Origin of the sequence: Saccharibacillus sp. JS10 (assembly GCF_024436065.1) — a bacterium.
Classification (GTDB): domain Bacteria; phylum Bacillota; class Bacilli; order Paenibacillales; family Paenibacillaceae; genus Saccharibacillus.
The window spans coordinates 519,557-543,422 of sequence record NZ_JANFNS010000002.1 but is presented as its reverse complement, the minus strand read 5'-3'; the positions used below and the strand labels follow the sequence as shown (position 1 = coordinate 543,422).

Annotated in this window: 16 protein-coding genes; 1 reads left to right on the top strand and 15 read right to left on the bottom strand. The window is 47.9% G+C overall.

Annotated elements, in window-relative coordinates:
- Positions 1-56: 56 nt before the first annotated feature.
- The 10 genes from NOM90_RS07895 to NOM90_RS07850 form a co-directional block, all read right to left on the bottom strand.
- Entirely contained in the window at positions 57-3,107 is a 3,051-nt protein-coding gene (locus tag NOM90_RS07895) for a VWA domain-containing protein (protein WP_255941170.1), read from the bottom strand.
- On the bottom strand, positions 3,091-5,076 hold the full coding sequence (locus tag NOM90_RS07890) for a vWA domain-containing protein (protein ID WP_255941169.1): 1,986 nt from the start codon (positions 5,074-5,076) through the stop codon (positions 3,091-3,093). The genes NOM90_RS07895 and NOM90_RS07890 overlap by 17 nt, the downstream gene beginning before the upstream one ends.
- Positions 5,077-5,103: 27 nt before the next feature.
- Complete coding sequence (locus NOM90_RS07885) at positions 5,104-6,006, bottom strand: DUF58 domain-containing protein (protein ID WP_255941168.1); 903 nt, start codon at positions 6,004-6,006, stop codon at positions 5,104-5,106.
- Positions 6,003-6,992 carry an AAA family ATPase gene (locus NOM90_RS07880; protein ID WP_255941167.1) on the bottom strand — a complete coding sequence of 330 codons (990 nt, stop codon included), beginning with the start codon at positions 6,990-6,992 and terminating at the stop codon, positions 6,003-6,005. The genes NOM90_RS07885 and NOM90_RS07880 overlap by 4 nt, the downstream gene beginning before the upstream one ends.
- A gap of 50 nt (positions 6,993-7,042) precedes the next feature.
- Complete coding sequence (locus tag NOM90_RS07875; protein ID WP_255941166.1) at positions 7,043-8,734, bottom strand: phage tail tape measure protein; 1,692 nt, start codon at positions 8,732-8,734, stop codon at positions 7,043-7,045.
- Positions 8,735-8,748: 14 nt separating this feature from the next.
- Positions 8,749-9,747: an ABC transporter permease gene (locus NOM90_RS07870; protein WP_255941165.1), complete on the bottom strand. Its 999-nt coding sequence runs from the start codon at positions 9,745-9,747 to the stop codon at positions 8,749-8,751.
- Positions 9,744-10,673: an ABC transporter ATP-binding protein gene (locus tag NOM90_RS07865; protein ID WP_255941163.1), complete on the bottom strand. Its 930-nt coding sequence runs from the start codon at positions 10,671-10,673 to the stop codon at positions 9,744-9,746. Before NOM90_RS07865 ends, NOM90_RS07870 begins: the two co-directional genes overlap by 4 nt.
- A complete protein-coding gene (locus NOM90_RS07860; protein ID WP_255941162.1) occupies positions 10,670-13,069 on the bottom strand; it encodes a DUF7408 domain-containing protein in 2,400 nt (799 codons plus the stop codon). Before NOM90_RS07860 ends, NOM90_RS07865 begins: the two co-directional genes overlap by 4 nt.
- A gap of 241 nt (positions 13,070-13,310) precedes the next feature.
- The gene (gene purU, locus NOM90_RS07855; protein ID WP_255941161.1) at positions 13,311-14,210 is read right to left on the bottom strand and encodes a formyltetrahydrofolate deformylase; all 900 of its coding nucleotides are present in this window, start codon (positions 14,208-14,210) and stop codon (positions 13,311-13,313) included.
- Between the two features lie 22 nt (positions 14,211-14,232).
- Positions 14,233-15,351, bottom strand: coding sequence for a deoxyribonuclease IV (locus tag NOM90_RS07850; protein WP_255941159.1), 1,119 nt, complete (start codon positions 15,349-15,351; stop codon positions 14,233-14,235).
- A 256-nt stretch (positions 15,352-15,607) separates the two neighbouring features.
- Between NOM90_RS07850 and NOM90_RS07845 the strand changes: the two genes are divergently transcribed.
- Positions 15,608-16,513, top strand: coding sequence for a TIGR01777 family oxidoreductase (locus tag NOM90_RS07845; protein ID WP_255941157.1), 906 nt, complete (start codon positions 15,608-15,610; stop codon positions 16,511-16,513).
- A gap of 88 nt (positions 16,514-16,601) precedes the next feature.
- Here NOM90_RS07845 and NOM90_RS07840 read toward each other — a convergent pair whose 3' ends face one another.
- The 5 genes from NOM90_RS07840 to NOM90_RS07820 form a co-directional block, all read right to left on the bottom strand.
- Positions 16,602-16,772: a hypothetical protein gene (locus NOM90_RS07840; RefSeq protein ID WP_255941155.1), complete on the bottom strand. Its 171-nt coding sequence runs from the start codon at positions 16,770-16,772 to the stop codon at positions 16,602-16,604.
- A gap of 48 nt (positions 16,773-16,820) precedes the next feature.
- On the bottom strand, positions 16,821-20,339 hold the full coding sequence (locus NOM90_RS07835; protein WP_255941153.1) for an ATP-binding cassette domain-containing protein: 3,519 nt from the start codon (positions 20,337-20,339) through the stop codon (positions 16,821-16,823).
- A gap of 239 nt (positions 20,340-20,578) precedes the next feature.
- Entirely contained in the window at positions 20,579-22,336 is a 1,758-nt protein-coding gene (locus NOM90_RS07830; protein WP_255941151.1) for a DUF6382 and FHA domain-containing protein, read from the bottom strand.
- Between the two features lie 12 nt (positions 22,337-22,348).
- Positions 22,349-22,864, bottom strand: a complete 516-nt coding sequence (locus NOM90_RS07825; protein WP_255941150.1) for an A24 family peptidase — start codon at positions 22,862-22,864, stop codon at positions 22,349-22,351.
- A 37-nt stretch (positions 22,865-22,901) separates the two neighbouring features.
- Positions 22,902-23,855 carry a TadE/TadG family type IV pilus assembly protein gene (locus tag NOM90_RS07820; RefSeq protein ID WP_255941149.1) on the bottom strand — a complete coding sequence of 318 codons (954 nt, stop codon included), beginning with the start codon at positions 23,853-23,855 and terminating at the stop codon, positions 22,902-22,904.
- Between the last annotated feature and the right edge of the window lie 11 nt (positions 23,856-23,866).

Here is a 23,866-nt window from a genome sequence, read left to right as displayed (position 1 = left end):
ACAGAAAAACGACCTTCAATTCAACTGCGCCAGCAGTTGGATCAAAGGTCGTTTTTTTATGATTTGCCGCCGCGTTTCTTGGCGGCAAGCAAGCGCTCCATCGCGCTGCCGCCGGGTTCGGGCGGCTTCGCGCTGGCAGGCTTCTCCGGCGAGATGGGTTCGCCGGAGGAAGCAGAGCCGCGAGTCTCTTCGCTCGCGGCTCGCGGCTGCGAAGCGCCGCCGCTTTCGCGCTCCGCGCGCAGGCGAGCCGCCGCATTGGCGATGCCGGTCTGCGACGATTTAAGCTCCCCGCCTTCGGCGCGGGGAGACGGCTGCGTCGCAGACTTGCCTGCCGCGCCTTTCGGCGGCGCGGCAAGTTCTTCGGCGGCAGATTTCTCGCCGCCGCGGAAGGTCACGCTTCGCCGCTTGGCGGTAGACAAGCGCGCAAGCACGCTGGCTTCCGTAGAAGCGGCTGCGTCTGACGCGTCGCCGGAGCTTCGCCGGCGCATCGCGGCAAGCGGCGCCGCAGCCCAAGCGGCAAGCCGTTCCCACGGAAACGCAAGGCGCCGGATCGCAATATCGGCGATCCACAAGACCAGCACCATCGCAAGAAGCAGCGATGTCCAATCTTGCATCTGCTTATGCGGAGCCGCAGGCTGCGCATAGACCGCCGCCGGATCGTCCCAAGACAAGACGCGGCCTCCGGTTAAGTTTGCAAGTTCGGCAAGCCGTGATTTGCCTTCGCTTTGATTCAAATCGATTTCGTATTCCGGCGAATACGGAATGACCAAGCCGGTTCCGACCGCAACGGGAGCCGCAGGCTCTTTTGCAGTTTCGGTCACCGCAACATTTTCTTCGTCCGGCGAAGCTAGATTCAGTAAATAAGCACCCGGTTCAAGAATCGGCAATATGCCCGTGTAACGACCCGGCGAAGTCTGAACCAAAGACACCGATTGCCGGGTCTCATCGTTATCCCCTCCACCGATCGAAGCGATCAACTCATCGGGCTGAGAGTTCGACGGACTGTCTGTAGCCGTAACCACAAGTTCTGTTCCATTTTCGGCGCGCGAGGTCTCGATTACATAAGGCGATGCGCTAAATTGCGGAAACGTCCATTTGACCATCTGGGTCAACGTATTCGCAAATTCGTCCCAAGATACCCAAGATTTTGACCATTCGCCCGTGAGATCACTCGTCCAGGCTACGCTTCGACCGGAACCATATTGCCAACGAACCAACACCGGGTCCGGTTCCGGGCTGACCAAAGCCGTCTGAGCCGAAGGTTTTGCCGTCGTTGCTATATAGCCATTGAGATTCGGAACGCCTTTTGCAAATAAAGATGCCCAATCGCCCGGTGAAGCTAGGGCTGGCGTAAAAGGCTTATCGACGACATACGTTCGAGCCAACAGTACCGCTTCGCGGCTAAAGATCGCAGGCAATGTCGTCTCGTCTTGTACATCGTAAAAGCGCCCTTTGCCCAAATTCGCGACCATCTGAAGGAGTCCGCGATCCGCATCGGAACCCACAGCAACGCTAGATACCGTTACTTTGTTTTGAGCCAGCGTGTTCAAAAGTTCTTCGTAACTTCCGCCGCCGGCAGATTGCCCGTCGGTCATTAGAATAATATGCTTACGCTGTGCTTTGATCTTTTGGATCGCTTCGGCTGCCGAAGCCATCGCTGGATAAATATTCGTACCTCCGGCGCTCGGAATCGATTGAATTTGATCCAAAACCGCTTCTTTGTCCGTCAGCTTTTGCGGTTCAACGACCCACCACGGCGTATCGTCAAAAGCAACCACGCCTACTGTATCTTTGGAACGCATCAGCTCGACCGTACGCATCGCGGCTTCTTTGGACAATTCGATCTTGCTTCCGCTCATACTCCCCGATCGGTCAATGACTAAAATCAGACCCAGTTCAGGAACTTCGCGTTTCCCTTCAAGCTCCATCGACACCGGCAAAGCTTGCTCAATCGGCGTATCGAAATACCCGCCTAGCCCGAAGCTTTGATCGCCCCCGCTCATCATAAATCCGATTCCGTAACTGCGAACAGCGGTCTCGATGGTTTCCATTTTGGATTGTCCCAACGAATCGCCGGACACGTTATTGAAGATCACGCTATCGTACTTCGCGTAATCGGCGATTTCTGACGGCAATTGCCCCGGAACAATTACGGTCGTATCGATCAATCCGGCATTGAGCGCGTTGGTGATATTTGCCGAAGTATTGGGTTTGCCTTCGACGACTAGCACAGACGGATTACCCGATACGCGGGTAAAAGCAAAAGCGGCGTTATTTGCCGATTGTTCATCGCCGGGCATATTGAGTTCGGCTCGGTAACGGTGCAGCCCCGGGCTTTTTGCCAGACCTTGCAGAAGCACGCTATTTTCGCCTTTTTCTATGCGTACCGTCTGCTTTCCGATTTCGACCCGGTCTTCGTATAACGTGATTTCTCCGGTGCCCGAAAAGGTACTCGTTAATCTGGCTTCTACGGTAAAAGATTCCCCGACATACAATTTGCCCGGTAGGTTTAGCGAATCAATCGCCGTATCGCGCTTGGTATTATTATGTTTTTCCAAGACATCGATTTTGATTCCGCGATTCCGCAGAAGCCTCCCTGTGTCTTCGACCTGTCCGATATTTTCGTTCCCGTCGCTGAGCAATACGATTCGGGAATCGCCGGATTTGAACATGCCGGAAGCCAATTGCAAGGCACGTTCGATATTCGTATAATCCGCGTCAACCGATGAATCTAACGATCCTAGCGTCGGCTGAGTATCCCAAGTCTGCTCCACGGAAGCATTGCGTCCAAACGAAATCACAGAAAATTGATCTTCCGAAGATTTTTGAGCCAGCGAAGAAGAAATCCATGTTCGATCTTGATTATTGGCTTCGTTACTCGATGATCGGTCGACCGCATAGACCACTTCATGATGACGTTCTACGCTATAGATTTGGATACCGGCAATTAACAAGACCAGTAACAGTAAAGCGAATGTACGGAACGTCGCCGCTAATCGATGTCGAAACTTTGAAATTCTGAACGATCCTCGAAAAGCGTATATCGCAAATACGATCAGCGGAACGAGTAACAGAAGTAGCCACGGTCTATCAAATTGAACGCCCACGGCGATACACCCCCCATTCCGTTAACATAATTGCGATGATAACCACGACGATCGGAACCGTAAGCGGCAATTGATTGCGAAAATCTTCGCTGGAACCTGTTCGCAACGTCGAGCCATCCGTTCCTTGTTCAGTTGAAACAAGTTCCAACAACGGATTTTCACTCGACGGCGACACCGATTCCGATAAATCCGCCGATACATCTAACAGATACACGGGTGCAGCTTCTAGCCCTGAACCTTGTTGTTCAAACGCATATAGCCCCGGAACAGAAGGTGCAGCTTGCGACGAATTTAAAGCCAAGCCTTTTTGCGAAACGGAGACTGCATCAGCGTTCGGCTCTGCGTCGTTTTGATGTTCAAAGGCATATCCTTGAAGCGGACGCCAATTCGCAGATTCCGCACCCGCTGCAATCGGAATTTCAACCAAAGCACCGGGAACCGCTCGACCTAATCCACCGCCGCGCCCTCCGGACAACCAATTCACCGCATTGTTGATCAATACCGGAAACTCGCTATTGAGCGGTAAATCGCCGTTTTCCAAGTTAAAGCCGAACCATAGACTGCGTCGCCCCTGTTCGGTTCCGGCTGCAATCGCAGGTTGGTTGTCTATACTCATAACCGTTTGGAGCCCCGTCGGCTCACCTTCCGTTAAAGCACCGAAATAAGGTTCTTCCAGAGCTAAATAACGAGTTAACGGATGAGATCTCAGTTCTACGCGCCGATTGGCAGGCTGCTGCGTATTTTCAGCACCGCCAATTCGCCAGATTGCCGCTTTGTTCAATACCGATGCCCATTTATCGCTTTGTAACGCACTTGGAACTTGCCCTTCTATAATGACGATATCCGGCTGCTTTTCTGGAAGCGGCAAATCGGACGCCTGATCCGATGCTTGACCGGATTTGTTTTCCGACGAATCGCTGGCGTTGCCCGAAACGTCCAATCGCGTCACTTCCGCTCGAGATAAACGCAATGCTTTTTCCAAAAACAAATTGCCTTTCGAGATCCATAATACATGCACATCGGCATCGCTTTCGGGAAAAGCAAAAGCATTGTCGTCGATCGAATAATCGTCTGCTGCGCCTGTCAGGCTCAATCGGTAAACTTCCGCTTCGTCGATCTGTTCAAAACTGACGGTTTCGCGCTTGCCCGCCGGAAGCTGAACGGTTCGAGTTTCTGTGGATCGTCCATCTTCAGATAACTCTACGGTAACTTCCATACTTTCATCGCCCGTATTCGCTACGACGCCAACGGCTCGGTTTCCCTCTACGCCGAATTGCTGAACCGACGCATTACGGTAATTTCCTGCGCTGATTCGACGAACTTCGATCGGCACATCGATACCCAGGTCTTCAACCGATTCATCCCATTGACCATCCGTATATACAATGATCCGTGCATCTTCTTGTTGCTTGGCGACCGCCGAAGCCAATGACAGAGCTTCAAGGTAAGAAGTAGATCCGAAGCTAGGCTGTAATTGTTCCACTCCGCTTTTCCACGCTTCTGTATCGTCAGACGACGATACGATCACTTCTGGAGTTCCGCCCATTTTGAGTAACGTCATGCCTGTGCTTTGCGCCGTATCGTTTAAAATTTGCCGCTTCATTTCGTCCAATCGCGTAACGGATGCAGTCGAATTTTGAGCTTCAGAATCCGAATGGTATACCGCGCTCATACTGGCGGACACATCCGCTACCACGACGACGTTGCCTCCTGTTCCGTGTTCGGTCCAAAGAAAAGGACGCAGCAAAGCAAAAATCAACAAAGCCGCAACTAACAATTGCAACCACATCAGTAGACGATGCCGCAATTTTTGCCACGGACGATTGGCTTCGGTATTTTCAAGTACCCGTCTCCATAACAAATGGCTAGATACCGGGGTGTCGATAAATTTCCGCTTTAATAGATACATCAAGACGATAAGCGGAATACTCCACAAAAACCATAGCCCAGCCCAAGAACCGATCCCCACAATCCGCACCTCCTTTCTACGATGACGTTAGCGAATCAATCCGAGTTCACGGCATCTGCCAAATACGATTTCGCGAAGCGGTACGTCAATAGGCGCCAGTACATAAGCAACGCCTCGGCGTGCGCAAAATTCGGCGAGTCGTCCCCGGTAAGCGGCAAATTCTTTTTCATACGCCTCGATCAATCTGCCCGTAATCGCCGCTTCTTTGAACGTACCTAGCTCCGCATCGATCAGCTTCAAATCTCCGGTCAAGCTCGGCTGAATCTCTTCTCGGCTTAGCACTTGAACCAAGACTACTTCTTGCCTTGCGGCTTGCAGTCTAGCAATCGCTTCTTCAAGTTCGGCTTCGCCGCTTTCTGTCCAGCAATCCGAGAAGATCCATGTCATTCCGGGCAACTTCGGTAACTTGGCTGTGTTTTGAAAAGCTTCGCTTAGACTTCCTCGCCCCGACACTTCTGTATGTTCCAAAAAAGAAAGTAAACGATGCGCCGCAGCTCGCCCGCGCAACAAAGGAAGCCCTTCGTTAATCTCATCGTCTACCCGGTAAATCGCAAGCCGATCATAAGCCGCAAGCGTCATATAACCGATACTTGCCGCAAGTTTGGCGCTATGTAACCATTTGGAATATCCGTGTTCATCCCCGAACTGCATCGATTGCGAATGATCGACATACAGCGTCACTTGAAGTTCTTGTTCGTCCAAATACTGACGAACCACTTTGCGTCCGGTACGCCCGTATACGCTCCAATCGAATCTGCGTACATCGTCACCCGGCGTATATTCCCGGTAATCCGCGAATTCAAGCGATACGCCCAATTCTTTGGAGCGGCGTCTTCCTTGCCGGGTGCCGCGCACGCGTTGCTTTGTCGATAACGTCAAGCGATCCAATTGAGCAATCCAATCCGCTTCCAGCAACGGTTGATTTTTCATTTCGAAGATTCCAGACTTTTTAAAATATCGGCGACCAGCAAATCCGGTGAAATGCCGTCTGCTTGCCCTTCAAAATTGAGCAATAACCGATGACGCATGGCAGGTGTAGCAACCGCTCGCAAATCCCCTGTCGATACGTGCATTCTGCCTTTCATCATCGCGCGAACTTTCGCGACCGCGATCATGGCTTGCAGACCGCGAGGACCCGAACCGAATCTGACATATCGTTTGACGGAATCTGGGGAATACGGTTGATCGGGATGTGTCATCATGAGTAGACGGACGCCGTAATCCAACACTTCTTCAGCGACTAATACGTCTTTCACTCCGCGCTGAATTTCCGATACGGACGCAGCATCGGCGATCTTGACAGCTTGGTGCGAGAATGTGGTTGTCGTGCGGCGAATAATTTCTTTAAGCTCATCCGGCGAAGGATAATTCACGTCTAATTTGAGCAAAAAACGATCCAACTGCGCTTCGGGTAACGGATAGGTACCTTCGTTTTCTAACGGGTTTTGCGTCGCCAATACAAAAAACGGCTCCGGCAATCGATGCGTCGTTCCCCCGACTGTGATCGTTTTTTCCTGCATCGCTTCAAGCAGCGCGCTTTGCGTTTTCGGTGTAGCCCGATTGATTTCGTCGGCAAGTACGATGCTGCCAAACAAAGGCCCTGGGCGAAATTCTCCCGAGACGCCGCCTTCTCCGCCAAAATGAATCACATCGGTTCCCGTAATATCGCTAGGCATCAGATCAGGCGTGAATTGAATCCGGGAAAAAGGCAAATCCAATGTGTCGGCAGCGGCGCGTACCAGCATCGTTTTGCCAAGTCCCGGTATGCCTTCCAGCAGCGCATGACCGCCGGCAAACACACACCATAACATCTGCTCGACCGTTTCGGCTTGTCCAACGATGACTTTCCCGATTTCTTGACGTACCTCTTCTATCGTTGCTCTCCAACTGTCGATCCGATCGGTTTCTTGCAACATAGATACGCTCCTTTTCACTGTGGATTTGATTGAATTTTAAAATTGCCGATTTAAGAACCGGGCTGAATTTCGGTAAAATAACTTTCGACCAATCCTTGTACGTTTTGCGGCAAATCTTTTCGACCGATCGACTCTTTCGCCCGCCGTGAATATTGACTATAGACTTCATCGTACGGACGCTGAGTACCGTCAATAGTCGGCGATACTCCGCCCTTCTGCTTTTCACCGCCGCCGCTAGAAGGCCCTTGATCGGATTGAACGTTGCCTGAACCTTGCAGATCTCTCGGCGTCGTGACAAGATCTCGTCCTCCGCTGCCAAACCCGGCTCCGCTTCCGCCTTGCCCCGCTTGTCCGCCTGACCCGGAACCTGCACCGTTGCCGGAAGCTCCTTGACCGGTGCCTGCTCCCTGACCCGATCCTTGACCGGATCCAGAACCTTGACCTGCGCCTTGACCGCTCTCCGCTCCCGATGGAGCAGAACCTTCGCCTTGACCTTGCCCGGAACCATCGCCCGAAGAATCGGATTCTCCTGACGATCCTGCACTTGCCACTGCCTCAGCTTCGCCTGCTTCTCCCCATGTATCGGAGATGGACACGCCCGAAGCCGCAAGCTCTGACGCCATATTCATTCCGTTTTGAGCGAGTTGCGCCGCCGCTTGCCCCGCAAGTTCGCTTTGCTCCGCTAACGACTGCGATTCCGCCGCTGCCGCCGCCATTTTTTCGACTAAATCTTGAAGCTGCTGATCGCTCAGCTGCCCTGATTTTGCTAATTGCTCCGCGGCTTGCTCCAACGCTTTTTGCAAGGCAGCCGTTTGTTTCCCGCTTTGAGGAGCTTGCTTCGCTAAATTTTTCATAGCTTCGGCAAGTTCCTTTTTTTGCGGTTCCGATAATTTCGATAAAGCTTTTTTCAAATTTTCGGTACGCTTGGGCAGCTCTGTAGAAGATTTAGCTGCTTCTTGTAGACTTTTTTGCGAAGCCAGACGGCGATTCCAATCTTCCAGCTTTTTTTGCTCCTCCGCTGCTTCGTCCGATTGTCGACTGAGTTGTTTCATCGCTTGTTCCATTTTGTCTAATGCTTGATCGACACGGCGCGTGTCGCCGAGTTCCTTGGCAAGCCTAGTCGGTACTTCTTGAAGCGATTGACGCGATTCCGGTTGAAGCGGCGCTTGGCTTAATTTTTTTGCCAGTTCTTCCGCTTTTTTTTGCTGCGTTTTGATCATTGCTTGTTGCTGTGCACGTTGATTTAATACTTGATCCATAGGGCTTGGCAAGATCGACAACAGTACACAAACGGCGATTGAACCGATCGAGACGACCATCCAGCTATTCCACTTCCAAATCAGCGGCAATCGCTTTTTCCGTTGCTCTACAAATGCTAAGCCGTAAGCTTGAGCTTGTTTACGTTGCCAGTTGGCTGCATTTGAATCCACTTGCTGAAACTCCAAAGCAGTCATCATCAGATCTTGTCTTTCCTCGGAAGAATCGGCAAGATCCATTTTTTTCGCTGCTTGCTCCAAAGAAATCGGATGAAGAAAAGAAGCAGCAGCGCCAAGAAGCAGACCCGACGCCGCGCAGGTCAATGCCCAAAGCCATAGATAAGGAATCGGTATTACAAAAGACAGACTCCACAAGGCGACAGCGGCTAACCATCCGATCGTCAGACCGCGCCCTGCATAAGAAAACACTTTGAAAAGTTGCAAACGCAATCGAACGGCTCGGATCGACGTTAGAATCTGCTTCATATCGCGGCTCCTTTCTATGATTTTTCCGGAGGATTAGGTGTCATCTCGGCAACGTCTGACTGCGTAGATGTAGAAGGATTCACCGGATGATTGGATTTCGAAGATCGATTCTTACTTTTACGACGCACAGGACGAATCCGGCGAATCGCAATCCAAAGTGCCACGATAATCAACACACTGTAGACCAAAACAAACTCTAGCCATAACGAAATCGGGGCTTGATTTTGTGCATTCATATTAGTCATCAAAAAAGCTTGCGAAGAAAGAGTCGGTTCGAAAATACTGATTAACGCTCCCGCCGGATTCAATCCCAAAATAAATCCGATCCACGAATACGTCGGCGGAATCGCTACGCTGTAATACGATTGCTGCACAACGCGAAGCAACAAAAGATACACAATGCCTGTAATCAAAAAGATCACTAACGAGATTCCGTATGTCGTAATGACCGATACAATCGTCCGTTTGAACAAAGTCGAGCACATGATGCCGATCGAACCGAGCAGCAGCATCGTGAAAATATAAAATAAAAAGACTTGGATCAATTGCGAAGGCGATATCCCGCCATACAAAAATACGATGCTATAGATCGGCAATGTCGCAAGGACGACCAACATCATAAAAGCTAACGAAGACACTAATTTGCTGAGCACGATCGCGGTCGAGCTTTGCTGCGTAGTGAGCAAGATATTCAGCGTCTGCTTTTCGCGTTCGCCGCTAATCACGCCTGCGGTTAACGCCGGTGTCATAAAAGCGATCAATACCAGCTGCGCGATACTCAGCACATAGAACAAGCTGCGGCTCACCGAAGGATCAAACCGCATTCCGCTTTGTTGATCTTGCAGCCCCAATGTCACGTAAATAAATCCAATGGCAAGCAGCCCCAAAATCAGAATATACGATAACAAAGCGACAAAAGAACGCGGCGTCCGCATCCGTAGACGGAATTCTTTGTCGAGTACAGGATTGATCCACAGATTGCTTCCGCCACCGAATTTGGTTTTCATTTTCATATCGCGGCTCCTCCTTTGGTGATTTCAAGGAAGACATCTTCCAAATTCGTTTGCGCTTCATTGAATGAGACCACTTCATATTCCCAATCTAAAATACGGCGAAGAAGCTGCATCTGTTCGGCGTCTTGCCCGCTAAAATGAACTTGGATTCCGTTAGCGTCGCTCAGTACCCGGCTCACGTAGGGTTCGTCTTGCAGTTTCTCCGCAAGTTCGTCTTGACGGCTCATCGTTCGAATATGAAGTACGCGATTGACTCTCATCCGGCTTTGGATATCCGATACTTTGCCTTGCGCCACCATACGACCATGTTCAATCACGCCAATCTGATCGACCATTTCGGCAAGTTCAGGCAAAATATGCGAAGAAATGATGATCGTTTTGCCCATCCGTTTGAGTTCTTTCAAAATCTCGCGCATTTCGATTCGCGCTCTCGGATCAAGCCCCGAAGCCGGTTCGTCCAAAATTAACACTTCCGGATCATGAACCAGACTTCGTGCCAGGCATAGACGCTGCTTCATCCCGCGAGACAGACCATCGACATACGCGTCTTTTTTATCCGACAAATTCACAAGTTCCAGCAGTTGCGGAATCAATTGTTCCCGCTCCGCACGGGCAATCCCGTAACTCGCTCCATAGAAATGCAGATACTCATCGGTTTTGAATTGATCATACACACCGAAAAAGTCAGGCATATAGCCAATACGGCGACGTACTTCTTTCGGATGGCGCGTGACGTCAAAACCGCTGACTTTGGCGATTCCCGAATCCGGCAAAAGGAGCGTCGCCAAGATCGACATCGTCGTCGATTTCCCGGCTCCGTTCGGTCCTACAAATCCAAAAACGGTTCCCGCTTCGATATTCAGACTAATCTGATCCAACGCTTGGAAATTCCCGTATCGTTTACTTAAGTCTTTGATCTCGATCATGGTTGCACCGCTCCTTTCAACTTGATCTGCGGCAATATAAGGGATGTCCATTGTTTGATTTGGAAACGAATCTGGATACGATTGTCTGGATTCACATAATCGGCAGCATTGTTGTAAATCGCGTTCGTTGCGCCTGTTTTCCAATCGACCGGTTCCCAATCTTTTTTCTGTTGATTCCATAATTCCAATGCCGCGGTCTGAATACGTCCATCCGGCAAGTTGATTTCTAGATCTTCGTAATTCACTTCCCCCAGATCCGGCAATTGATACGCAACCGTCATAACCCCCGGCGAAGCGTTGATTCGACCGTTTCCATCGTCGCTCACTTGAGTGGTATTCGTATGTGCGACATACCCGCCGATATAACCGGATGGAATACGCACTTCGCCATCTTTTATAAGTTCTAACGACACGGGCTGCTTATACAAACTCAGTCGATCGTTACGGACAGACTTTCCGTCTACGTCAAAAGGTTCATCCGCACTTTCTTCAAAAGCGATCAAATAAGTGTTCTCGACTCCGTTGGGATTCATCGTTGCATTGCTTTCCGGCATATTTTGCAGCATTGAACGTTGACGAAGATAAGGGTCTTCGGCTGTCGTCTGACTGGTAAGCAGTAGATTGCTAATATCATAATAAGTCGAAGAAATCGTGAATCCTTTACCAATCGTTACGGTTTCTGCAGGTTTCAATGTGCCTAACTTGTACAATTGGTTGCCTGCGATCAGCGCAACATCGGTAAAGGAACGCTTCGTGTCATTCGTCACCGTACCTACGATTGCGCCTTTTTCATCCACGCTAAGATCGGTTGTCCATTTTCCGGTATCGACAGGCTTCGCTTCGTCAAAAGCAAATTTGGACACCGACCAGTACGACATATCGCCTAAATGAAGCTGCGTGTTGTCCGGTTCTTGACGAACAAAGGTAGACAATTTGCGGCTAACTTCACCATTCATTCCGAAAAAGGCGTCACTATTCATCATCGAAACCGATGTGTTTTGCGGAAAATCAATCTCATACTCACCCGAACGGGGAACAAATAAAGCAGTCGTATTGCTTCGTACGCCCTGTCCTTCTCCGTTCATATTCACATAGCTGAGCGTATGGGCAAGTTCATTGGTTTTATCCGAAGATCCGGTCATATAGATTGCCGCGCTCGACACGACTGCAATCAGCGGAATTCCGATCCAAGCCCATTCGCGCTTATCGAATTTCCGTAAGATCAGATACAGAATCGGTGCAACAATGACCACATAGATCAATAACATCCATACCAGCACATTCAATTTAGGTAGATGGATCGAAGGGAAATAATCCAGGGCATACGATAAATTCGAATAGACATTGCCAAACATCCCATTGACTACGGCATTGCCTTGCAAACGAGATTGCAGCAACTCGCCCCACAATTTCGCACTGCCTTGCCAAGATGCCAAAGGTTCTAGCGAAAGATCATATCCGGCATAAAAGACTTCGCCAGCTTGCATTGGCATCGAAGCAATGATAGGTACGCCATTTGATTCATAGCGAACTTGTGCATTAGGCTTAGCTTCACTTTTCGTGAGCGTAAGCGATGTATTCGCAGGGAGTTTTTTCTCGCGATCTGCGGAAGCCAACGTCGATGCCGAACTTTGTACAGTCCCTCCCGAAGCTTGAACGGGAGATAGATCTTCCAAAGCTCCGACCGTTTTCGGATAGGTGCTTCCACCGCCCCATACCAGTGTGCCGCCCCGTTGTACCCAACTACGAATCGCTTGAGTTTGAGCCTCGTTTAATGTATCCATCGGGAAATCGTTGATAACAAGCGCATCCAATCCATCTAGCAACATTGGATCTTCGCCGATATCAGCAGCTTTCAGCGGCACGACTTTTACAAGACTGCCTGTAGATTGCAACAAACTCATAAAATTCATGGTGTCGGGATCAGACGATAATACGCCCATCACGCCGCCTTGTTGAATCGCACTCGATAAATAAGCACGTCCTTCGCTAAAAGGTACCGATTTCCCTTTTTCAACCGATCCTTTATAAAACTGAAGCAGACTTGTATTGCGTGAATACGAACCTCCCGGAATTGCGAGTACGACTTCTTTTGCCGTGCCTGCCGGAAGTTCAACATGTCTGACATATGTACTTTCGCCTAATCCATTTTGCGGACTAACTTGAATAACCAAGTCGCCTTCCAGATCACGCTTGCTCGTTAACGTCACTTTGAGCGGATTCCAACGACCTTCATTCACTTTACCGCCGTACCCGAATTCGGTTGTCACTTGTAGGGAATCACTTTCGGATTCAACTTGAGCTTGAACAAGTGCTGTCGGAATTACCGTCATCAGGATCATCATCGCCAGCAGTGCAGCGAAGACGATTTTGACTCCTTTTTTTATAACATCCAATCTCATCTTCCCCTTTCTTTAATTAAAAGCGCCAAAGACCTTCATACCTCTTATCCATAACTAGATGATTTTTACATCCTTTAAAAGAACATAGACCTGTTGAGCAATCAACAGGTCGTCCTTGGGTGCCTTTTGGCTAATCTTTTTGATCCAACTTGGCAGTCTGGACGTCTCCCCTTAAGTAAGACGATCCCAAGTTGCTTTAAGTTACGAAATCACCGGTTTACAATTTTGTCTTATTTTAATTGAAAACGACAGTCTTGTTGTGATGCACCAAGATCCGGTCTTCTGCATGCCATTTGACAGCGCGCGCCAGAACCACTCGCTCGATTGTGCGTCCGATTCGTTTCAATTCCGGCACATCGTCGCGGTGACTCACGCGCTGTACGTCTTGCTCGATAATCGGTCCGCCGTCCAGCTCTTCGGTCACATAGTGCGCCGTCGCACCGATAATTTTCACACCGCGATCATACGCTTGTGCATACGGTTTTCCTCCAACGAATGCCGGCAAAAACGAGTGGTGAATATTAATGATACGGTTACGATAATTTTCGATAAAGTACGGCGACACGATCTGCATATAACGTGCCAATACGATCAGATCAATATCATCGCCTACCGCTTCCAGCTGCTGACGTTCCGCTTCTGGCTTGTTGTCTTTCGTTACCGGAATATGGCGATATTCAATCCCGAACGATTCAACATACTGACGCATATCTGGATGATTGCTCACGACAACCGCGATTTCGGCATCCAGATCGCCAGCTTGCCATTGCCATAGCAATTCAACAAGACAATGATCTTCTTTGGATACGAAAATCGCGATTTTTTTCTTTTTCGCTGCGCGGTAAATATTCCAATCCATCGAAAACCGCTGCGCGATTTCTTCAAAATCTTCTTCCAACTTCGCTTGCTTCTCGTTCAGCCCTTCCAGATCGAATTCGATCCGCATAAAGAACATCCCGCCATCCGGGTCCATCGTATATTGGTCGGATTGGACGATATTCGCACCGTGATCGAACAGAAAACGTGAGACTGCCGATACGATTCCCGGACCATCCGGGCAAGAAATAAGCATACGTGCGCGATGTTCCGATGGTTGTTGAGTCGCGGAACCCGCAGTTTTGATATGACGCTCCATGATTCTAAGATCCCCCTTGATTCTATTTCAGATATTTTCCAGATAATACGCCGATCAATCGTTTATTCAAATCTTCTTCAGACAGATTCGGCAGTAACGCAGCTTCGATCGCCAGATCATATAGACGTTCTAACGGTTCGCGCGGATCGGCTTTTTTCGCTTTCGCATCGTTTTTGAGTGTATTCCATACATCCAAAGTAAACGCGCGCGGATCGATTTCTTTGGAAGCGAAAAACGATTGCAATTTCTCTACGTCTTCGGCAAAGCCTGTTCCAAAGCGCTCCTCTACTGTGCCGCGAAGAAGCGCGATCTCGACTTCGTACATCGGACGCTGCGTTTTGACGTCTTTGCCAATCCACGGCGTTTCCAAAATAAACGGAAGATGGCTGAGCGACGAGTGATTCACGACTTTGTTCAACGCGTCAAATCCGATCCATCCTGTACCGAGCGGCGTATGACGGTCTTTTTTCGCGCCAGACGGATTTTTACTATCATTAATGTGCATGACAGCCAGACGATTCAGTCCCACGATGTCATCGAATTGCTTCAGCACTTGATCGAAATCTCCAGCCACATCATAACCGGCGTCGTGAATATGGCAAGTGTCCATACAAATGCTCAGACGATCATTATCCGGTACTTTATCAATAATTTGCGCCAATTCTTCGAACGAGCGACCGACTTCCGTACCTTTGCCCGCCATCGTCTCAAGCGCAATATTCACATCGGTTTCCGGTACGCCGCGCAGCACTTCGGTTAAGCCCGCTGCAATACGCTCAATCCCGTACTCCGCGTCCCGATCGGTAAAAGCACCCGGATGCAAAACGATCTGCTTCGTTCCGAGAGCATGCGTACGGCGAATTTCTTCTTGCAAAAAGCTAACGCCCAGTTCGTACGTCGCGTCTTTGTACGAGCCTAAGTTCACGATATACGGAGCATGAACGACAATCTCGGAGACGCCGTTTTGCTCCATCAGCTTGCGACCTTCTTCGATATTCATCGTCTCCATCGGTTTGCGACGCGTATTTTGCGGAGCGCCGGTATATATCATAAACGATGTCGATCCGTAACCATTCGCTTCATTCGCTGCACTAATAAGTCCCTTGTCTGAAAAAGACACATGGGAGCCAATTTTAAGCATGTTTCATCCTCCTCTTTGTTGGCAGATACTCTGTATATCCTTTTTGGATATACAAACAAGTAAACTGCTCAAACCTTGTTTCATTTTAACGTGAAGCGGACAAGAAATCTATGAGGAAGTGGGAAGTCATAAATAACCGCTGGATTGTCTTCCCATTTGTATTTTGAAAACGTTCGGCGTTTAATAGAAAAAAAAGAATTATATTTTGCGGAAACGGCAGTTATTTATCCCGGGCTGCTGGGTCAGGAGGTTTATCATGAAGATCGCAATCAGCGGCGGTACAGGATTTATCGGCAAAAAATTGGCGCAACGACTGGTTCGTTCCGGTCATTCGGTAGTCGTCATCTCGCGTAAAAAACCGGAGCAAAATCGGGGTTCAGAGCCAGCCGTGATTACGTGGGACGAACTTACTCAAAATCCGCAGCTATTGGACGGCTACGACGGAATCGTCAATCTAGCGGGTTCTTCCCTTACGCAAAGATGGACCGATCAGGCAAAAGCCGAAATGGAACGTTCCCGCCTGGAAGCTACGCAAAAGTTAATTCAAGCGATCGACCGTCTGGAACATCAACCTTCTGTATTCGTGCAAGCTTCTGCGATCGGCATCTACGGCACGGACGAACATCAAGTATTTGACGAACAATCTCCGCCGGGCGGCCAAGATTTTCCTTCGCAATTATCGATCAAATGGGAACATGCCGCAGATCCGATCGAGAAAAACCCGAATATCCGTTTAGTGAAAGTGCGTATCGGGCTTGTGCTGGGACGCGAAGCAGGTGTATACCCCGTTCTCAAACTTCCGTATAAGCTGATGGGCGGCGGTAAACTCGGTAGCGGCAAACAATGGATGTCGTGGATTCATATCGATGATCTGACTGCGCTGTTCGAATTCTGCTTGACTCATTCCAATATCTCCGGCGCTGTGAACGGAGTCGCTCCGAATGCGGTCGTGCAAGATCAATTGGGACGCACCATCGCCAAAGTCATCGGAAGACCTCATTGGTTCCCGGTTCCGGCACCTCTGATGAAGACGGTACTCGGCGAAATGTCGCTGATGGTACTCGGCGGCCAGCATGTCGTTCCGACAGCGGCAGAACAAGCCGGATTTACGTTCGAGCATGTGGAAGCGGAAGATGCCGTGCGGGATTTGGAGAAGAAATGAACAAAGCAAAGAGTCTGCCTCGGAGATTTCCGGGCAGACTCTTTTTTATTGGAAAGATGGGTATAGCGGTTCGCGAGTTAAAACAAGATCACTGACTTCTTTTTTTGAGTCGATCGTGCAATACGTATCCGAGTGCGACAATTCCTGTTGCGGCTAGGCTAACGAATATGGCGGCGACCGTGATTTGCTGCGTCAAAATATAAAAAGCGAGCAATCCCATTAAAAAGGATGAGGCTAGGTTAAACACGATTTTATTCATTGAATGACCTCACTCTCTTGAAATCTTTTCGCTCGTCGCATGATGAATCTACATCGAAATCACTTGTTCAAACAAATCTAAATTTCTGATCCGATGTGTAATCATCACGACCGACGTTTCCGGACGTTCTTGTTGCCATTTTTTAATCATGGCTCTTTCTACAGATGCTTCAACTGAACTCGTCGCTTCATCTAGCACTAACCATTTTGGAGAAATCAGAAAAGCGCGCATCAGATTCACGATTTGCAATTCCCCTGCACTCAAATCATTCAAAGGCATACTGAGCAAATCATTTTTGTGCAAATGAAGCTCGGTTGCCAAAAGACGAATTGCTTCTTCCGTATGTTTGGAGCAAGGATCAACAAATTCACGAACGGTAATCGCAAGCTTAGGCAGATTGCTTTCTACAGTCAGTACATGGTCAAAGTTATCGCTTGTCGAAGATTCTCCTTTTGCGATCAATTTCCCTTCGGTAGCTTCCAAACGACCGGCGATCAGATTGCCCAATGTCGATTTACCTGAACCGGAAGGTCCTACGACAGCCATCATGTCTCCATTTTTCAATTCAAAAGACAAGTTTTCGAAAAGAAAAGCTTCTTCTCCCTCCATGCGATAACTGAGATTTTTGGCAACCAGATGGAGCGAAGCCAAATTCTCTTCATTAAGTTGCTTTCGATCGATTGTATAATCTGGATCAGACTTCGCGACTTTTTGCGTTGCAGGCAAAGTTGAAGTTCCGTTTAATTCGGCAAGCCTTTGGAACAGAATCTGGGTTGAATCCATCTTTAGCAATTGATTGATTATCGCCGTTAAATATCCGGAAAAGTTATACGCCAGATATAAGGTGACGCTCGACGCGATCCACGAATATTGTCCAAACCACACCGTTCCCCAGATCATACCGATAAACAAAATCATCGTAAGACCGTTAATCGAAAAAGATACGCGTACATTCGCTAGGCTGCTCCAATATGCTCCATACGAATGAATATCGGCTAAATCCGAAAAACGAGCGTACACTTTCTGTTTGAAAATGTCCGAATTCCGATACGTTCGATTGTATAGACTTGGACTGAAAAAGTTAAACACAGGTCCTCGAACATCCGCTTTCAGCCTGCTACTGGCAACGATGACTTTTTTCACCGTAAAATACGTATGCCATAAAGCCAAGCCAATCGGAATTACAATGACCAGATAAATCAGGTTATTCCCTAAAAATATTGCTAGATACGCAAGAGATAAGATCAGCGCCATCGCAATTGACACGAGATTGTTGGGCTGCTCCATCTCGAGATCGGTATAGTCTTCCGTGACTCTGCCGATCATTTTGTTTTTGTTAATCTTGTTTTCACCGGATAATATCCTATCGAAAAACGACTGATGCAATTGTTCGATCGCACCAATCGAAGCTCGGTACGTGACTAAATACCTGATGATACTGGCAACGATCCCGGCAATCACTACTCCGATACCGAGCCACAAAAAGTTAGGATGAGTTCCGTCTGCTTGCTGGATCAGATAAGGGAATACAATAATAGATGCCGAATAGACGACCAAAGAAACCAAAATCCATATCATATACAGAGGCGTAAAGATCGAACACGTATTTTTGAAAAAGTCTTTTAATGAATATGCGACGTTCTCTGTACGATCATACGTGCTTGCTATAGGAATAGAAGAAATAGACGGTTGATGGAGCGTTTGAGTGGGCAGTTCTTTCGAAAAATCATACTTAAAGCCAGAATTTTCAACTTCCGCTTTCCTCAATTCCTCCAACCATTCATCCATAGACTCTTGTCCTAGAATTGCGCTCAAGCGTGCGTACTGATCTTGATTTTGCACTTCTTCTTTGGTGTACAAGATTAGCTGTTCGTCGTCAATGATCAAAAAATTATCCGCATACGGCAAAAGATCAGCTCGGCTTGTCGTGAACAAAACCGTGTCTGATTTCTTTTCATCTTTGAAAAGTCGAGACGCGACTTCATGTGCAAGTTCGGCATCAAACGAGCTAAAGATATTATCCAGCAACAATAACTCAGGATCATGATAGAGCGCTTGCGCCAGCATCACGCGTTGCAATTGCCCTTCGGATAGATTTTGTTCGACGCTGCTCAATAGCCGTAGATCGCTACCCGGTTCTTTGAGCAAATCTTTGCGCAAGCCACTTTTAGAAACAGCTGAGTGATACCAATGTGCATCGATTTCTTTAGCAAAAAGCGTAATGATTTCGAGGATCGAAGCATCGAATAAGATCGTGTTTTTCTCCACCAACAAAGATCGAAAAGGATTCGCGATTTCCAACGGAAACTTAAACGCAGAATTCTCGATTCCGGCAACTTTTAATAACAATCGAGTTTTCCCTGCGCCGCTTTTTCCTAATACCGCGACTTTGTCTCCCGGTTGGATAGAAATTGCTTCTTCTTCGTTACCGTTTGTGAAAAGAAGTTCCGACTTCGCATCTTTTGCCAAATTTTCGCTTTTGAAATCCGGCTTCACCGTATCATTAAAAATCGTTTGTTCCAATTCCCGAGTCGGTTCTTTTGTATTCCGAATGACTCTGTAGTTGGCTAAGTTATTACTTAGGCTACTTAAGATCATTCCTAAAATCACCAACAACGAAAAAATCTCAGAAATCGAAATTCCCAAGTTCGACTGGAACGCCAATACCACCAGCAGCAGCGACAATAGCGGGCTAAGATTATCTTCAAGCACACGATTGATGGTTTGCAAGGTCGCTCTTTTTCTCAAAACGCCGATTTGCTTACTCCGGACTTTTTTCAAAGTCAGCGAAAATTGCGGTTCGATCTTTTGCCGGTTGATCTTTTTGATTTCTTCAATCGTCGTTTTGAGCAGGCTAATCCGTTCATGGTTGAGCGTCATATATTGAAAATAGACTCTGCCGATCAGAACGATTAACCGCTGTAAAACAAAAGTCGAAAGAATCAGGCAACCTAATACCACAAAACTAAGCAACCCGAATCCTTTAACCAATAAGACGATTAACACTATTTGCAGCAAAGTAGTCGTTATAAAATCTACGATATAAACGATTTGGGTTATTTGCGACGCATACATCGTCAAAAAACTGATCGGATCTTTATTTTTTCTTTGCAATTCGGTAACGTCGATATTTTGAATACGCCTAAACACAAATCGCATCGTCACTTGGTGAATTAAAATCATCAGTTTCGATTCTTTCCATCGGCAGTACGTATCGACTATTAATTTGAAAACCAGAAGCACAGTCAGGCTTAACGCCGCTTGAAGAAGACGTTCGCCCAAAACTTGATTTTCCAAGCTCGTAAATACTTCATTCAAAAACAGCGGAAGTACCGCCATCGCGGTCGCAACAAGCAAGCTCAGTACAAAAAAAGAGAAAAACTCTTTTTTCAACGTCAAAAACAAATTCATCCATAATCCTTTTTTGACATGATCTTGTTGTTCCATTTGATTCACGTATTCATTCATTTGCAACTGTTCACGATGACGGGGATCTACCGCAGCTTGATCTGCGCTCTGGGTTAATACTTGGTTAAAAGAATGGAAAAAGTTTTTTAATACGGTCATTGAGCTTAATTAGCCCCTTTCAAATATCCTCGTAGTTTTGTTATTGATCATTCCTTCCGACAAGTTCAGTCTTGTGATTTTAGTGTTTTTCATTATGTATTACCTCCTTTTTTACTTTTTAACATAATATCCCTTGTTCCTTTTAAAAAGCAAGGAAAATCAAAAAAGAGCCTGGTTCGGAAGTTGCCGAATTCGACTCGTTTGATCCATAATATATAGCGATTGGAGAGTGTAAGAAACTATCCGCAACGAAGCGTATACGAGATCCCGGCAATTTTAAAGGTATCGCCTTCGTTCAGATCATACGCTTTGTAAGGGGTTAGAACTTCGTCGTTGAGTTTGGTGCCGTTGCGCGAACCCATGTCTTTAATCGTGCAGTGCGCGGTAGATAATGCGAGTTCCACGTGCGCACGCGAGATCCCTGCTGCTGTCTCCACATGCTGCGCAACTTCTTCAGAGCGACCGATCGTAAAGCTGCCGGTTGGCAACACGATACTTTTGGGAAGCGAGCCGTTTTCCAAACGTTCCAATCGATACGAAGAAGACGACGCTTGACCTGCTGCATTTGTAAATCCGTCTTGTCCGCTGCCTAATACAACAGTCGGTTGATAAGCTGGTGAAGATAATACACCGGTGGCAGAATCAGCTGCATAATTAGGTACTGCATCTTGCGAAGCTATCTGTGGTTGCATGCCTGAGCTATACTCGGTACGTTCAGCTTGTCGAGACGACGCAGGCTTGAGAAAATCAGGAACTTGAAAATTTTCCGATTGCATCGGAGCAGCAGAAGCAACTTCAGGTTGCCCATAAAAAACGCGCTGACCTGTAGAAGTCGCTCTAGGTTCTTGCCACGGCATAGACAATGCAGCCGCTTCTTCTTGCTCGTCGATCCGATCTGCACTTCGCTTATTGAATTTCAATTTGCGCGCCCAGCCTAAATAGGCGAATACAAGAATAATTGGCGTAGCGACAACGCAAATCAGCAGATTGATCGTACTTGGACTATCCAAATATAGAAACTTCCATAATAAAGCCAACAGCATCATACTGATTAACGGCACGACTAAGCGTCCGTTTTTATCTTTTTTCGATTCTTCTTCTGAAGTATTCGAAAGTTCCGCTTGTTGATTTAAAGAAGGCTCTAAATTCGATTGCAGTTTCCCAGCGTCAAGTCGTACATGATGCTGATCGGATTGCGTGGCAGCCGAAGGCGCTTGAGTCTGTGTAGACATTGGCAATGAATGTACCGGAAAAGGAACAGCCGGTTCCGCATAAGCAACACCTCCGTTAGGCGCAGCAGCGTAATTGTTTGGCATCGCATTAAATCTTTCCGACTGATGAGAGATTCCGCTTTGTTCATGGATCGGATAAGAAGTTTGCGTCGCCGCAGCTCCTGCTGCGACTAAATTTCCGGTTGGTTGCTTACCACTTCCTGCTAATAGACCGATCAACAGACTTTTTAAAGCCTGTAACGAAAAAGAAGATTGTTCGCACATTTGCAAAATACGCTGAACGCCGCTACCTCGCAGATCGTCGATATACGCCATCCAACGTGCCGCAAGCCCGCCGATTCGCTCTCGACTTGGAGCTAGTTCCGCCGACTTATTCAGAGGCAAATACGTTAGATAGACAGTTCCTTCCGATAGAGCGCCGTCAACGAACATATAATCTTCTTGTAGCAAAAATCCGTTAGGGCTTAGCATATAAGTCATTCCATATTCAAGTGCCGTTACGATCTGTAAAAGTAACGCGTAATATTCGACCAACGTGATTTTTTCGGTTTTGATACAGGTCGATAACATTCTTTTGCCGCCGATATTATAATGAAGCTGTGCTTCGTTATCCACTTCGCGGACATGCAGATCCAGCACATGCGGCACATTAGAAGAAGCCAGCATTTTGACTTGCACCCGGTTCAAATCTTCGCCGCTTAGTTTGTTTTTTAGCACCATATACGTTGTATCGCTTTGAATAAAATCGGTGATCCATTCTTCCACATCCAACACTCCTTAGTACATATAAAAGTATCCGGCTAAAGCGCCGGGCAATACCGCCCACATAAATGGAAACGTCAGATGATTGACTCGATCAGAAGCAAGCGGCGCAAAGCTTCGAAGCATCAAAACACGGAATATACTGCTGAAAATCCGTTTGATTCGAACCATGCCTTCGCGGCGGAAAATTAAGATACCCAGACCGATCGCTCCCGCAAACAAGATCGAATACAGCAGCGTTTGAGCCGCAAATAGCGTTCCTGTCCAAGCTCCGATTCCGGCAAATAACTTTACATCCCCAGCTCCTACCGCTCCTAATACATACAACACGAATAACACCACAAATCCGATAGCTCCACCTTTTGCCGCAAATAATAACCCATCCCAACCGTGCACAATCCCTTGATAGATCAGCCCGCTACAAACAAAAGCCAGATTTAACAGATTCGGGATTTTTTGTGTACGAATATCGGTCATAAACGCAATTGCCAGAAAAAACCCACACCCGATATAAGCGATCAGATCATTCATTTTGCTCCCCCGCTTCTTTCTTTGTTTTATTAAATATTCAATCGCGAGTTCGAACTTCAAAACTAGCTTCTGCGGTTGCTCCGCTTGCAGTCTCGACTACAAGCGCCCATTCCCCGGGTGTCGTATTTCCACCTACCAACCATGTCCACGATAGTTTCCCCGAAGCATCTGCCGTTTGTTGTCCCAAGTAACGAGCACGGCTATTGCCTGTTTTGTAAACGACTTTGATCGTTGCCGTCTGACCCGGTTCAACCTTCGCGGTAATCGTCGCCCGGCTCCCCGGATACGCAGGGCTAGGTACAGAAGTAATCGTGGCAGAGCCGCTGCTTGAATCGGAAGAAGTTTCTGACGCCCCACCTGTTTCTCCGGTATCGCCGATCCATGCCCGTTCTTCTGCTTTGGCGCGAATATAGATCGGCTTACCCGTAAACGGAACTCGGATCGGCATTTCGTAAGTCAGTTCCATTCCGAAATAAGGAAGATTGGTTTCTCCGGTCGTCGGAACCGAAATACCGATCACATGAAGCTTATCGAGCTTGAGCGGTCCGTCTTTAATCAGAGGTTGCAGCATCGGCTTGATCACTGGATCCAGTACCGCCGAAGAAACTTCGTCTTTTAACGATTGAAGAGGAACGTCTCCGGTTGCAGCGGCTTCGCTTACCCAACCTCCGATCGGTTCAGGAAGATCAGAAGCGTATGTAGCCGCCAATTCACTAAATGAAATTTTCGAAAAACCTTGGAGCCCTTTTGCGATCGGCTCTGTTTTTTTCAAATGATCGGCTGCCATCTGTACGGGATATAAGTGTACCGAGACTTGTTTAGCCGCTTCCGAAGCTGTAGATTGTAGCACCGTTGAGTACGCCGTCATCTGTACGATATAAGCCAAAAAAACAAACAGGAACAAAAAAATAGGCAGCACCAGCGACGCTTCAAGCACAATGCTGCCCCGCTCGTTATCTGAGCGCCGGATCTTTTGGTACCATTTCTTCATGATCCGCCTCC

Bases quoted from the DNA above. Each gene is read 5' to 3' on its own strand.
- NOM90_RS07880 (WP_255941167.1), bottom strand. From the start codon at position 6,992: ATGTTGCAAGAAACCGATCGGATCGACAGTTGGAGAGCAACGATAGAA.
- NOM90_RS07850 (WP_255941159.1), bottom strand. From the start codon at position 15,351: ATGCTTAAAATTGGCTCCCATGTGTCTTTTTCAGACAAGGGACTTATT.
- NOM90_RS07875 (WP_255941166.1), bottom strand. From the start codon at position 8,734: ATGAAGCAGATTCTAACGTCGATCCGAGCCGTTCGATTGCGTTTGCAA.
- NOM90_RS07835 (WP_255941153.1), bottom strand. From the start codon at position 20,339: ATGACCGTATTAAAAAACTTTTTCCATTCTTTTAACCAAGTATTAACC.
- NOM90_RS07845 (WP_255941157.1), top strand. From the start codon at position 15,608: ATGAAGATCGCAATCAGCGGCGGTACAGGATTTATCGGCAAAAAATTG.
- purU (WP_255941161.1), bottom strand. From the start codon at position 14,210: ATGGAGCGTCATATCAAAACTGCGGGTTCCGCGACTCAACAACCATCG.
- NOM90_RS07865 (WP_255941163.1), bottom strand. From the start codon at position 10,673: ATGATCGAGATCAAAGACTTAAGTAAACGATACGGGAATTTCCAAGCG.
- NOM90_RS07840 (WP_255941155.1), bottom strand. From the start codon at position 16,772: ATGAATAAAATCGTGTTTAACCTAGCCTCATCCTTTTTAATGGGATTG.
- NOM90_RS07870 (WP_255941165.1), bottom strand. From the start codon at position 9,747: ATGAAAATGAAAACCAAATTCGGTGGCGGAAGCAATCTGTGGATCAAT.
- NOM90_RS07885 (WP_255941168.1), bottom strand. From the start codon at position 6,006: ATGAAAAATCAACCGTTGCTGGAAGCGGATTGGATTGCTCAATTGGAT.
- NOM90_RS07820 (WP_255941149.1), bottom strand. From the start codon at position 23,855: ATGAAGAAATGGTACCAAAAGATCCGGCGCTCAGATAACGAGCGGGGC.
- NOM90_RS07825 (WP_255941150.1), bottom strand. From the start codon at position 22,864: ATGAATGATCTGATCGCTTATATCGGGTGTGGGTTTTTTCTGGCAATT.